We start from the raw sequence: 13,843 nt of genomic DNA, 5'->3' as shown, positions 1-13,843 counted from the left end.
TGTGAAGTATCAGGAGCAGGAAGAACGAAAAGAAGATGGCTCGACTGATTTGAAGTTGTTTTGACGAATACCTCTTTCAGAGGTTAGAATAAAGCCCCCACCTTAGGTGGGGGTTGTTTACTTCCGTGTATCGCGCTTTTTGTGCTAAATCAACCAAATGTTTCACAATTGTTTCATCATTATATGGCAACATTTAAAGCTGTTATCAACAAAGAGGCGGGTAAACAGGACGGCACATGGCGTGTCAGAATTCGTGTTACCCACCTAAGAGTTATAAAATATATTTCAACTGAGTATTTTGTAACAAAAAAACAACTTAACAAAGACTTTAAAATCAAAGACCGCGAGCTGTTAGATATCATCGACACTACATTAATTGGTTATCGTGAAAAAATTGCCAAGTTGTCCACCAACATTAACAGTTACACATGTGAAAAGCTAAAGGAATATTTACTTAACAATATCGAAGCCAATAGTGATGTAGAGACAAAAATTGATTACATAGTGTTTTCAAACCTTTTTATCAGTAAGATAAAAGTAAAGGGTACCAGGGAAAATGGTTTCACAACTTTAAATAGTTTCATTGATTTTGTAGGACCTAGTATTGATATAAATGATATCTCTTTGTCTTTGATAAAGAAATATGAAGATTTTTTAAGATCATCCCGCTCTGCAATTCGAAGTAATAATCCTGGTAAAACGGTTACTTTATTATTAAAGCCATTAACAGATACAGGCATAAGGGATTATATGGCAAAGTTAAAGTTTTATTATACAACGGCTATGAAAGTATATAATGAGCGCCAACATATATTAATACCCTATAATCCATTTGATAATTATGAGCCGCCATATATAGGTGAAACAGAAAATAAAATTCTTAGTATAAGTGAGATGGAGTCAATCATTGATTGTAGTGGATTAGAAATTATTACTCGTAATAAAGTTACCCGTTCAATACTTAGTCGTGATGCTTTTCTGTTATCTTTTTATCTAATTGGGATGAATGCTGTTGATTTATATAATGTAGATGAATACGATAATGGCAGGATAACCTATAGCCGAGCAAAAACCAAGAGTAGACGTAAAGATAATGCGTTAATTTCTATAAAAGTCGAACCCGAAGCCATACCACTAATTGAAAAATATAGGGACCCAACAGGAAAACGTGTTTTTTGCTTTTATCAAATGTATACACACTTTGATGGTTTAACTGCCGCTATAAATACGGGGTTAAAAACTGTTGCAAAACATTTAAACCTAGGACCTGACTTAACATTTTATTATGCGAGATATTCATGGGCTAATATTGCCCGTAACCATTGCAGAGTGTCTAAAGATGATGTTGCTATGGCAATTAATCATGCTGATGCCGTGCACAAAACAACGGATATTTATCTACAGAAAGACTGGAGGCATATTGATGAAGCCAATCGTAAAGTTTTAAATGTTTTTAAACCTCGAAATTTAAAGGATTGGGAACAGTTTATTCCCGATGCTGAGGATATGAACGGCTAACCTAAACAGACATAAGACTATTATGTCTGTTTTTTATAAATTGGGTTTAATATCAACTAAAGCCAATATTGATTAGCTTTTTTGGAATATGGGCCTTTATTATTGTAGACCAAGCATATATGCATTGAACGTCGTAAACGAATATCTGCCACCCCTGTCGTACATTTCACTACTTAACGTACGATCTGCCTTCATATCTGTTTACTCTCAATAAAAAATTGGCTTAATTAGTGGCGCTATCTGTTAAATGCCCCTTATGGTGATAAAATATGTTTCTATCAAACGTTTGTTGTATAACGAGGTGAATAGTTTGCTAAATCTCTTTTTTATAGCGCCTCCTGACAATAATTTAAATCCAATTCTTGTCTAACAATGATCTTGGTTGTTAAATACTACAGACATTAGTTCACGCATCTAACTAGTGGTCGGGGATAAATAATTAACACAAGCCTATTGGTTTCTTAATAAGAAATATATAATTTGCTTAAAAAATTATTAGAAGATCTAATAACCTTACCTTATCATGAAACAACTCTACACAACACTCGTTGCAGTTATTGCAACAGTCCAACTATCTTATGGACAATGGACCGGAACAACCAATATTATAAATACCAATTCAGGAAATGTTGGAATAGGTGTGACCGTTCCATATGCTAAACTTGCCGTTGATTTAAATACCTCGTCAACAGGATTCCCTGTCGCTCACTTTTTCAACAGTCAATTATCAAGCGGCCAAAACACATTCTTTACTTTAGGGCAATCAATAACTAGCAACAATTCTTTTGTCTTTCAATATGATCATAGTACTGCGGCAACCAATAGGCGACTTCAAATTTATGCTTATGAGGCCGGAGGGAATCAATTCACACTTTTAGCAAATGGCAATGTCGGTATCGGTACCACAGCGCCAGTTGCTAAGCTGCATATTGCAGGAAATGTCGCTTCTTCCGCCTGGGGCGTAAATAGCCCACAGTTCCTTATTGGGGGAGTAGCGTTGATAGATAATTCCACAGCAGCAGGAGGAACTGTTGCTGGAATGACAGCAACAGATGCAAGTTTCAACCAGTCTACAATTACTGCGTTAAATGCGACCATTGGTAGTCCCGTAACCTATGCGAATGCTTCAACTATCTATGTAGTTGGCCCTGCAGTGGCCGGTGTAAACACTGCCATAACAAATCCATACTCATTGTATATTGCAAATGGAAATACATTTTTAGGTCCTGGTTTAACTCAGGCATCAAGATTACAGCTTGGATCTTCTAACTTTAGTACTAGCACTATTGGGACCACAGGAAACATTCTAAGTGTACTTGCTAATACCATTAATGATACCGGTACTGCAGCATCAGGAACGGTAAGTACAGTTGCGGCAAATAGTATTGCCGCTCCGACACTTGCCGCGACAAATGCTGGCGTTACCTATAGTAATGCGGCAACAATGTACATTGCAGGTGCCCCAACCGCCGGACCCAACGTGACGATTACCAACCCGACAGCGTTGTACGTTGCTGCAGGAAACTCATACTTTGGTGGTAACATAGGCATTGGAACGATGCAGCCAGATGCCAAACTGACCGTTAATGGCACCATTCACTCAACGGAAGTAAAGGTTACAGCGGCCGTACCCGCACCTGACTACGTTTTTGAACCAGCCTATAAACTGCCTAAATTAACTGAACTTAAAACCTATTTGGATGATAATCACCATTTACCGGAAATTCCATCAGCTGCTGACATGGAAAAGAACGGGATAAATTTGAGTGAGATGAATTTGAAGCTACTTAAAAAGGTGGAGGAATTGACATTGTATGTAATTCAGATAAAAGAAGAACAACAAAAAACAACACAGGCCCAGCAAAAACAAATTGATGAACTCAAAGACCGATTAAAAAGTATCGCAAAACCAAATATCTATTAAAAAAATTAGCCAGTCCTTTTAACGTGATTTAAAGCAGGCTGTTGTTATACACATTAAGCCCATTAAATTTTTAATTTATTGAAAAATGAAAAAATCAATCTTTATAATAAATATAATTTTAATTAGTTTTCATGCTTTTGCTCAATTGGATTTGAAGAACTATGTCAATACAGTTCCGCCAAATATTGCCTCTTTTGAAAAATATGGAAACACACCTGTAAATTATAGCTCTGGTCAAATTTCAAACAGCATTAACCTATACACATTTGAAATAGATTCCCATATAAAAATTCCAATTGATTTAATTTATGGTAATTCCGGTTTGAAACCAGACGCAATTCCCTCTTGGGTTGGAAATGGTTGGGATCTTATGCCAGGCGGCTACATTACTCAAGAAATTAGAGGAATAGATGATTTGTTACCCGGTGGGTTAGTGCATGACGAAAGTGTGAGGACAAAACTTTCCAATTACATTAATGGTGTAACAACAAATCCAACAGATAAATATCACTTTATAAAAGATGTGTTAAATGGCAATGGGGATTCACAACCAGACATATTTTCGTTAAATATATTAGGGCGTAGCACGCGTTTCTATTTTGACGGCACTACTGTTAAATTTATTAACTACATGCCTTTTAAGGTTGAACTGCAAAGCCCTATAGGATTTATCGTTACTGATGAAATGGGGTACAAATACTATTTTGTCAACTCGATTGCCAATAGTGGTTCACATAATGATGACATTTTTGAATTAGCCAGTCTTGGAGGAACCAGAACTTGGAATCTCGACAAAATTGTCACACCAAATAATGAAGAGGTATTGTTCCAATATTCAGGAGATGCAATTTATACAACAACTAATTCCAGTACCACGTACACTTGGGGGCCGGGTATCGGAGCCTATTCAGGAAATTCAGATTACCAGTGCATTCCAGGTTTTACAGGACCAAATAACTCCGAATCAACCTCCACAATAGCTCAAAGTATTTTACAGAGTATTAGTTATAAAAACAGAAAAATTAATTTTGAAACCATTGTTAGGAATGATATTCAAACGGTCAGCGGCTCCGTTGCACATGCCTTATCAGCTATTAAAGTTTTTAATGAAAATAACGAGCTAATTAACAATATACAGTTTACATATAATAATAATTTACGTTTAAGACTTGATAAGGTGGCTATGCTAAACCCTTTAACATCGGAACCTGTCAAAAATTATGCTTTTGCATATTATAATTCCCCTGCAGATGTAAGTACAGTACCGCTAATCACCAGCCCAAACAGAGTTTATGGACTCGATTACTGGGGGTATTATAATGGCCAAAATGCTAATTCACCGTTAAGTGTTACAGATATTGATTACAGCCAGATGTTCCCTGGCCTAACTTCAAGGTTCGGCCACAACACCCATTATTCAGATAATAGTTTTTCGATGATCGGTATGCTGAAGAGAATTACTTACCCAACTGGCGGTTATAGTGAATATGAATATGAAAGTAATCAAATGTTATATCCGAATGGGGTCGGCATGCCTCCATTTTTGCGAACAGATGCGGTTCCTATATATACGAATATATTTGACCGTGGAATCACCTGTAACGATAACAATGGAGATGGGGTTGGATACTTTGTGATTAATCAGGATTCACCAAATATTGAAATTCAATGGAACTTCACAACATTAGATAACAGTGATTTATGCACGCTGGAGATTAAAAAAAATGGGGATAGTCAAAATACTTTTGAAACCTTTGGATATACGGTAAGTGGCTCTAAACATCTTTTGTTATCAAGCGGCACCTATCAGTACCATCTTCATTCAGGATGTGCATTTGCTGAAGCAAATGCTCCAAACAGGGCTGAATTTAATGTTAGGTCATTTGTGTTGCTAAATCCTTTACCAGTAAACGTTGGTGGTAACCGGATATTACGAGTTAAAGATTTTGACAATACAGGAAATCTTAGTCTTATCCGAAAGCTATCTTACGCTCAACCGGAGCTAAATCAAGCACCGAGTTATATTGACAACTATAATGTCATTAGTGAGTCATATGTCCAGTCGCCTTGGCCGCATATGATATGCGGACCGGTTTATAGTATTGGAGAACATAATTTAGCCGACCAAACAGGCTTTCATATCACCTACCGTCAGGTAATAGAAGATTTGGGAGAGAATGGCGAAAACGGAAAAAATGTTTATTATTATGACAGTAAGCAACTTGTTACGGGAAATTATTTACAATCACCGTTTCCACCAACTACGGATCTTTCGTGGCGAGATAATGATTTACTAAGAAAGGAAATTTATAAAAATACAGGTTCAGCATTCATAAAACAGCAATCAACCGGGTTTGTTTATAGTCCTGTTCCTCTCCCATCTACCTATACTCCTGAAGTTCTGAAAGGATTGAAATTTGGCATTGCCGGAAAAGTCGTTTTAGGAAATGAAGATCCGCAGAATTACAACGATTATTTCAATAGCGGAAGTATTTTTCTTCCTACAGATCGTCATGCTCAAGTCGCAGTATCTGACACCTTATTTAATGATAATGGTGCATTAATTGTAACCCAAACAACCCATAGCTATTCAGACCAAGATTTTCTACTTTCAAAAAGCACATCTACAGGGTCTGATGGCAGTTTGCTAGAAAAATCGTTTTGGTATGCCAATGACTTTAATAGCGGAGCCAATGTTGCAACGTTGAAAGCCAATCATATAATAGGTGAGTCACTAAAAGCAATCACTAGTAAAAATGGGAACATTGTTTCCGGTCAAATTATAACTGCGGACGACTTCGGAAATATCACTGAATCATATAATTATGAAGGTGTTGGATCGCAGCCGAAACCTTTACACGATCCTAATAATTATTATCTGCCCAATTTTACCTTAAGAAACAATTTAAGCTATAACAGTTATAATAAAGTCAAACAAATGTTAAAAACAAATGGTAGTCCAGTTGCAATATTATGGGGATACAATGGAAGTTATCCAGTGGCGGAGATAAAGAACGCCAGCTACCAGCAAGTACTAAATGCGTTGGGTCAAACTACTATAGATCAACTTAATACAAATCCTGGGAATGATTCCACGCTACGGGGGATAATTAACACGCTCAGAACTGCGCTACCAAGCGCCGAGGTAACTACCTATACATATAATCCACTGATCGGTATGACTAGCAGTACCGATCCGAAGGGCATGACCACCTTTTATGAATACGATAGCTTCCAACGACTAATGAACATTAGGGATAAAGACCTCAATATTATCAAGCACATCGATTATAATTACCACCATTAAATCTCGACCGCCCTTAATCACTAAATTATGCAAACATTAGTAAACAATATAAAACCACGGATAAGAACCGTATTGGTTTTAACCGGATTGTTATTTACTTGGAACGGGTTTGCGCAGGGTACACTAGTAACTGCGCCAATGACAGGCACTCCCGCAGCAGGCATATATTATAGCCCCACGCAGATAGTGTTAAGTGCCAATCCCGGTTTTAGCTTTACAGCATCCCCAGGCAGTAGCTTACTATTACATATTACGCAACCTGATTGTAGCCTCTTGTCAACCACGCCAAGTTCCAATCAAAATTATATTTTAACATCTGTCCCCCGTATACCCAGCTACAACCCTGCAGGAATGGGTTATACCAGTTGTGATGTGATGCAAACCATACAATATATTGACGGACTTGGTCGTCCTATGCAAACCATACAGGTAAAGGCCTCGCCCAATGGCAATGACCTAGTTCAACCCATTGCCTACGATCCTTTTGGTCGTGAAGTCACTAAATATTTGCCTTACGCCAATAACCCTGCTGTTGCCAGCGATGGAAGTTACAAGGTAGACGCAATAACCCAACAGGCTCATTTTTATAACCAGTCGGCAACATGGGCTAGTAACGTAGCCAATACAGTTAGCCCAGTATCGGGCATTAAATATGAAGCATTGCCGTTAGACCGCATAGTAGAACAAGGTGCGCCGGGCGATGCCTGGCAATTAACAGGGACTGTCAATCAAAGTGGGGTAACAGCAGGGCATACGGTCAAAACCATTTATGTAAGTAACGACGGCACCACTTATTGGGCCAAACTATTTGGTGTGGGTGTAGACGCAAATGGCAATCCAACTTTAACAGATCAGGGAACTTATGGCGCAAATCAATTATATGTTACCGTCGCTCAGGATGAAAACTGGGCGAGCAGCCAAACCGATGCCCGCTTAAATACTACCGAAACCTACAAAGATAAGGAAGAACATATTGTATTAAAACGTACTTATAACTTTAATAACGGAATACAAATACTAAGTACTTATTATGTTTATGATGATTTAGGTAATCTAGTTTTTGTATTGCCTCCCGGAGCCAATGCTGACAATGGATTAAGCAGCAGTAACTCGACCACGATTACTAATTTTTGCTATCAGTACAGGTATGATGGGCGTAACCGATTGTCACAAAAAAGAATACCTGGTAAAGATTGGGAATACTTAGTCTATAACAAAGCAGATCAATTAGTAGCTACTCAGGATGCCAATCAACGTTTAAATAAGCAATGGTTATTTACAAAATACGATGCAATAGGAAGGGTAATTCAAACCGGTATATGGGATAATAATAATACCACTATTTCCCAAGTTGACCTGCAAGCACAGGTAAATGCGCAAACGGCTAACCTATGGGAAACCCGAGCTCCCGGTAATTACTATACCACTACTAGCTGGCCAACCAGTTGGACCACTACATTAAGCACCAATGTTTATGACGATTATTCTTATCCCGGCATGCTTTATAACACACCACCTTCCGGTGCAAGTACGATGACAAAAGGCCTCCTTACGGCTACTCAAATTGGTATATTGGGAAGTAACGACAAATTATGGACTGTGCACTACTACGATGATCTGGGGCGGATTACCAAGACCTTTAAGCAACATTACCTGGGTGGTGCGGCAAATTCAGCCAATTATGATGTTATTACCAATACTTATAGTTTCACCAATCAATTGACCGCCAGTACCCGACAACACTATACCGCGGCAGGTTTAGCCATAACCATAGCTAATACTTATGTTTATGATCATGCAGATCGAAAGATAAAAACCTTGGATCAGATCAACAATACCGCTATTGTGCTGTTAAGTCAAACAGACTATAATGAAATTGGGCAACTTCAAACGAAGCACCTACATAGTACAGATAACGGCGGAAGCTTTTTGCAGAAAATCAATTATACCTATAACGAACGGGGCTGGTTACGTACCAGTACTACAAATGGTAATTTATTTAACTTGGACCTTCGGTATAATGATCAAACTACCACCACACCCCAGTTTAATGGTAACATAGCGAACCAATTTTGGTTAGCTAACGGGCAAAGCCAGCAAAACTATGCCTACACTTATGACGCATTGAACCGATTAACATCTGGAATCTCCACGACAGGCAATAATGAAATCGGCATCACGTACGACCTGGCTGGCAATCTAAAAACTTTGAATAGAAGCGGTGGCGCTTATAGCGGATCATTATCGTACGATAGCTATAATGGTAATCAACTATTGTTGGTAAAGAACAATGGTACCCCGTATAGAACTTATGGCAGCTATGACGGTAACGGCAATGCGCCTTCTGACGGGCAGGGAAATGCCATTAACTATAACCTATTTAATCTTCCGGCAAGCATACCAGCAAAAGGGTTAACATACACCTACGACGCCGCTGGCAATAAGCTACGCAGAATAGCTAATGGAAGTGTAACGGAATATATTGACGGTATCCAATATGGCAGCAATGGAATAGACTTTATTCAGACAGAAGAGGGTCGTGTACTTAATTTAACCGGTACACCAAACTTTGAGTATAGCTTAACTGATCATTTGGGTGATACCCGTGTGACATTTGATAGCAGCACAGGTGGTAATACACCAAAGCAGTTGGACGATTACTATCCGTTTGGCTTAGATATTAACAGCGCTGCAAGTGGTGTAAAAAATGAATATCTTTATAACAAGAAAGAATCACAGGAACAGGTAGGATTGAACCAATATGATTACAGCGCAAGGTTCTATGATCCGGTAATTGGAAGGTGGACGAGTGTGGATCCGTTGGCAGAGAAGTCGAGACGGTTTAGTCCCTACGTTTATGGGGATGATAATTCAATCAGATTCATTGATCCCGACGGGATGTCCACCCAGGGATGTTGTGGTTTGCCAAGTTTACTGGAAACAGCTAAAAATTATGCGGTAAATAAGGTCAAAGAAATTGCTACGAATGCAGTTGTAAATACTGTCAGGGCAGTCAAAGACGATATAAAATCAGAAATTAGAAAGTTGGATGTTTCTGTCTATGGAAGCGTGGAGGGGAAAGTGACTATTGGTGCTCGTGCTAGTGGTGGGGAAAAAGGCTTAATTAATGGCGATATAAATGCTGGTTCTATTACGCTGTTGTCCGGGAAAGCTGAAGTCGACTCCAAAGCAGGAACTTCAGGAAGTTTTGATTACATAAAGAAAGATGGAAAATATGAACGAAGTTTTGGTGGAGGTGGAGATTTTGTTGGTGGTTTAAATGGCAGTACTTCTCAAACAATTGATAAAAACCATAAAGTTGTAAGTACTTCTAATGACGGAGGAGTGGATGTTGGACCTATACAAGCTAGAGGACAGTTAAATCAAACAAATGGGAATTTAACACCTGTAGGAACACTTTCAGCAGGTTTTTCTCCAACAATAGGACTTATTTTTAATTATAGTGGTTCAGTGAACGTGGGTGTTAAAGTAACTCGTAAAAATGGAGATAATTGATTACAAATCCCTTGGAATGGGTATGTCGAGATATTATCAAATACTCTTGTTCATATTCTCATTGATACTAATAGGAGTCAATTTTATAATTGGCGCCTCACTATATTTTTGGATTTTTATTCTAATAATATTGTCTATTATTAACCTTATCTGGTATTCTTTTAGTGATGTTAAATGGTCTAAAGAAGAATTCATTATTGAAAAGTTCTTAAGCAAGAAAAAAATACCAGCTAACGACTTTATACAGGTTGAGCGGTTAATATTTAATGTCTTTGTTATAAGATTTACTGGAAGTAAGTTCTATTATCTTGGTGATTTTAAATCTATATTTACTAATGCTGATGATATTACAAAAGAGATTAAAGCTCAGATTTGATAAAAGGCTAAAGTTTATATTGAAGATTTATAATTTGATTTTTATTAAGGTCAGTATCAATGTCGATACTAAATTGATGGCTGGTCTTTTTTCTTTCTATTACTCCTGATAAATGCAGCAGATCAATACCATCAATTGTTATAATTTGAAATCCTAAAGTCTTAAAACCTTTGATGTCACCCAGTACTGGTTCTGCTTTTATTATACTGGAAACTAATGTGTCTTTATTATATTTGAATTGTGCTTTATCATCCAATAAAGCTTTTATATCTCGATAATTATGCATTTTTAGCAATGATATAACCTTGTCCAATACAAGCATCTTCTTCTCGACCATATCCAGTTGAGATGTTGCATAACTGAAAGAAACTCGTTTTCCACCTTTGAAAACTAGTATAGTGTTAATTTGATTATATGTGGTCTTGTTATTATCCAAATGATGATAACATAAGTATGCTATATTTGAAGCAGGGAGGTCAGCAATATCTATAAACGGTTCTAAGGACTGTGAATTACTCAATTCTAACTCTAAATAATGATTAGTGCTGTTGTTCGTTGATATCGAAGTGCCTACGGAATATTTACAGTTGCCACCATAGTATGAAATAACTTCGTCAACTCCTCTTGTTTCTTCAAGATGAGAATTACATGAAGTTATAATCATCATTACTATTATTAGTCTACATCTCATTTTTGGCCGCATAATCTTTAATTAAAGCATCAACAACCCTGTATATTTGTTTTTTATCATCATCAGACAGTGTGGTGATTTCATTTATACGAGCAAGGACGTTACTATCCAATTCTATATCTGTAAGTTCAGAAAGATAATCTAAAGATATATCTAAGGCCTTAGCAAGCTTTGCTGCAACCTCAATCGAGGGAATAGCCTCACCTCTTTCATATCTTTTGTGATATTTTCTTTTCCGGTTTCAGACTTTTCAAATGCTCTGCTCTATAGTTTTCCAATGCCGTGGTTAATTCGGTGACGACCTGGTTAACTTTATCTGTAGCAATATCCAAGAACTCTGATAAATACTTAAAAAATCCTATGACATAAGCTTTAGTTTGTGCCATTTTAATAATTTTAACGATATCATTTAGATAAGGATAGAATCCTTTACGGGCTTGTTACCTAAATTCATAAATAATAATAAACCTAGTAAAAACGACACAAAATACCCCTTACCCGTTTTATCTGATTCAATAATTCATCTATTGTAGAAGAATAAATTAATTAACTATTTCCTGTGAGCCGTACGTCAACGATTTTTAATCGTCTACACCTATGTGGAAACTAACCTCTCTGTTAATTCAGAACACAGTATGCCATGTGTCATGTTCCACCCTCAATTTATAAGTTAACCTTTTTGTACCTACCGGAGAAACCTTTCCCGCTATTTATGACTGTTATTGCAAGTCTGCAGAATACTATCCAATGTCTAAACCTGCTCATCTTTCGACCCACGGGTTGATCCTTAACAAAAGGGGTACATTCAAATATAACTAAACCCCTTTATAATTTATATTTAAACTATGAACAAAAGATGTTAATGATGTTTACAGGTTAAAAAATTATGAAAGGATTCAGGGGAGTACATCCATCGTTATTTAGTATTCTATAAATATCAAAACCCGTACGGGTTTTAGATCAATAAATAGCTATAGATTTTAATTTATAAAAAATGGTGTGCAGGGTTCTGTAGAGTACTTCTGTTAATACCCCCATACTAACATATGGAAGTATGTGTCCCCCCGGTCTTATGCTGACGCAATATTAGATATTTATTTAGAAATCATCAAGTTGTGTCAACATTGATAAACTGACATTCAAAGCTTTTGCGATAGCGTACATCATACTAATACTAGTGTTGTTTTTACCAAGTTCAACATAGGATAGCTGTCGAGCATCTATACCCGCTAATTCCGCTAACTTTTCCATAGTATAACCTTTCTCCTTTCGTAATTCTCTTACGCGGATTCCAAAAGCTATAATCAGTTCATCGTTTCGGACATTAATCACACTCGCTAAAATGCGATACCGAATGAAATTATACCATGAAATACATTTCATGTTTGCTAATATTTATTGATAACTTCATAGCCGACTTTAAACGCTTATCAACTCACTTAAATAAATCACTTATGAACAAGATTATTCTTTTATTAACAATCGTTATACACACAACATTCTGTTATGCGCAAGACGTTTTAACAAACAAGTCCGTTATCGGGCTAACCAAAGCTGGACTTTCATCGAGCATTATTATTAACAAAATCAAAACTTCAAAATGTTCATTTGACTTGTCAACTGATGCACTGATAGTTCTAAAAGAGACAAAGGTTTCCGATGAGGTAATTAATACGATGCTTGACAAGCAACCGGCATCTATTAATGTTAGCAACACTGCTGCTGACAAGATTACCAATAAATTTGCCCAATCGGGTATTTACTATTATGCAGGAGAAAGCGATGTTTATACAAGAGTTGATCCCACTTTAGTAACGGGAAACAAGATGGGTTCAAATATCTTAACTGGTACAATGAAAAGTAAATCAACTTTAGATGGTGGTGAATCTAATCTACAAGTAAGTAAAACACCGGTGTTTTATTTTTACTTCGAACACAATACAGAAAGCAAACTAAATAATACCAGTGCGACTAATAATACATCTACTGATGAATTTATGGCGCTGATGCAATCTTATGCTCCAACTTCAAAAAGCAACCAGGCATTTAGTCCAAATGATTTTAAACTTATTAAGTTAGACAAGAACAGGAATAGCAGAACTTTCGAAACTGGTAAAATCTCATTGTTAGGTGGAGTATCAAACGGAGTTAGTAAAAACGTTACTGGTTTTAAGTATACTGAAATCTCGTCAAACCTTTACAAAGTTTACTTTCCTACAGGATTACCGGCTGGTGAGTATTGTTTTATGTATGCTACGTCCGCAGCTTCTGGTGGAGTAGGCGCAAGTATGACGGGCCAAGTTATTCAAAATGATACTAAAGTCTATGATTTCGGAATAAAGTAATCAGTGAATAATCTCATTGAAAATACTTTTGTGAATGATAAGCTGAGATAGTCACAATTTAATCTGACAGTTACGATAATTTAAAACACGTAACAGAGATTAGTATTATGACAACCCAAGCAAAGATCATCAAAAACAAGATGGGCATATTGGAGCTTGCCCAACA

General features: G+C 37.0%; 9 protein-coding genes. 5 read left to right on the top strand and 4 right to left on the bottom strand.

Going from position 1 to position 13,843, the window contains the following annotated elements; genetic code table 11:
• Window positions 1-183: 183 nt before the first annotated feature.
• The 4 genes from LJ658_RS20260 to LJ658_RS20245 all read left to right on the top strand — a co-directional run bounded on the left by LJ658_RS20260 (window position 184) and on the right by LJ658_RS20245 (window position 10,265).
• On the top strand, window positions 184-1,518 hold the full coding sequence (locus LJ658_RS20260; protein WP_230548381.1) for a phage integrase SAM-like domain-containing protein: 1,335 nt from the start codon (window positions 184-186) through the stop codon (window positions 1,516-1,518).
• A gap of 523 nt (window positions 1,519-2,041) precedes the next feature.
• The gene (locus LJ658_RS20255; protein WP_230548380.1) at window positions 2,042-3,442 is read left to right on the top strand and encodes a hypothetical protein; all 1,401 of its coding nucleotides are present in this window, start codon (window positions 2,042-2,044) and stop codon (window positions 3,440-3,442) included.
• Window positions 3,443-3,527: 85 nt separating this feature from the next.
• Window positions 3,528-6,749, top strand: a complete 3,222-nt coding sequence (locus tag LJ658_RS20250) for a hypothetical protein (protein ID WP_230548379.1) — start codon at window positions 3,528-3,530, stop codon at window positions 6,747-6,749.
• Between the two features lie 27 nt (window positions 6,750-6,776).
• Window positions 6,777-10,265, top strand: a complete 3,489-nt coding sequence (locus LJ658_RS20245) for a DUF6443 domain-containing protein (protein ID WP_230548378.1) — start codon at window positions 6,777-6,779, stop codon at window positions 10,263-10,265.
• A 383-nt stretch (window positions 10,266-10,648) separates the two neighbouring features.
• Here LJ658_RS20245 and LJ658_RS20240 read toward each other — a convergent pair whose 3' ends face one another.
• From LJ658_RS20240 to LJ658_RS20230, 4 genes are all read right to left on the bottom strand, one after another.
• A complete protein-coding gene (locus LJ658_RS20240; protein WP_230548377.1) occupies window positions 10,649-11,308 on the bottom strand; it encodes a hypothetical protein in 660 nt (219 codons plus the stop codon).
• A gap of 13 nt (window positions 11,309-11,321) precedes the next feature.
• Window positions 11,322-11,519 (bottom strand): hypothetical protein, encoded by a 198-nt coding sequence (locus LJ658_RS20610; protein WP_370633101.1) that lies wholly within the window; start codon window positions 11,517-11,519, stop codon window positions 11,322-11,324.
• 22 nt (window positions 11,520-11,541) lie between these two features.
• A complete protein-coding gene (locus tag LJ658_RS20235; protein ID WP_230548376.1) occupies window positions 11,542-11,718 on the bottom strand; it encodes a hypothetical protein in 177 nt (58 codons plus the stop codon).
• Window positions 11,719-12,430: 712 nt separating this feature from the next.
• A complete protein-coding gene (locus tag LJ658_RS20230) occupies window positions 12,431-12,715 on the bottom strand; it encodes a helix-turn-helix domain-containing protein (protein WP_230548375.1) in 285 nt (94 codons plus the stop codon).
• Window positions 12,716-12,786: 71 nt separating this feature from the next.
• On the opposite strand from LJ658_RS20230, the gene LJ658_RS20225 reads away from it, so the two are divergent.
• Window positions 12,787-13,677 (top strand): hypothetical protein, encoded by an 891-nt coding sequence (locus tag LJ658_RS20225; RefSeq protein WP_230548374.1) that lies wholly within the window; start codon window positions 12,787-12,789, stop codon window positions 13,675-13,677.
• The last annotated feature ends 166 nt before the right edge of the window (window positions 13,678-13,843 follow it).

This window comes from Mucilaginibacter sp. UR6-11 (assembly GCF_020880695.1).
In the GTDB taxonomy this organism is placed as follows: domain Bacteria; phylum Bacteroidota; class Bacteroidia; order Sphingobacteriales; family Sphingobacteriaceae; genus Mucilaginibacter.
The sequence above is the reverse complement of the archived record's forward strand: the minus strand, read 5'-3'. Positions and strand labels throughout refer to the sequence as shown.

Bases quoted from the DNA above. Each gene is read 5' to 3' on its own strand.
- LJ658_RS20260 (WP_230548381.1), top strand. From the start codon at position 184: ATGGCAACATTTAAAGCTGTTATCAACAAAGAGGCGGGTAAACAGGAC.
- LJ658_RS20255 (WP_230548380.1), top strand. From the start codon at position 2,042: ATGAAACAACTCTACACAACACTCGTTGCAGTTATTGCAACAGTCCAA.
- LJ658_RS20250 (WP_230548379.1), top strand. From the start codon at position 3,528: ATGAAAAAATCAATCTTTATAATAAATATAATTTTAATTAGTTTTCAT.
- LJ658_RS20245 (WP_230548378.1), top strand. From the start codon at position 6,777: ATGCAAACATTAGTAAACAATATAAAACCACGGATAAGAACCGTATTG.
- LJ658_RS20240 (WP_230548377.1), bottom strand. From the start codon at position 11,308: ATGATGATTATAACTTCATGTAATTCTCATCTTGAAGAAACAAGAGGA.
- LJ658_RS20235 (WP_230548376.1), bottom strand. From the start codon at position 11,718: ATGGCACAAACTAAAGCTTATGTCATAGGATTTTTTAAGTATTTATCA.
- LJ658_RS20230 (WP_230548375.1), bottom strand. From the start codon at position 12,715: ATGAAATGTATTTCATGGTATAATTTCATTCGGTATCGCATTTTAGCG.
- LJ658_RS20225 (WP_230548374.1), top strand. From the start codon at position 12,787: ATGAACAAGATTATTCTTTTATTAACAATCGTTATACACACAACATTC.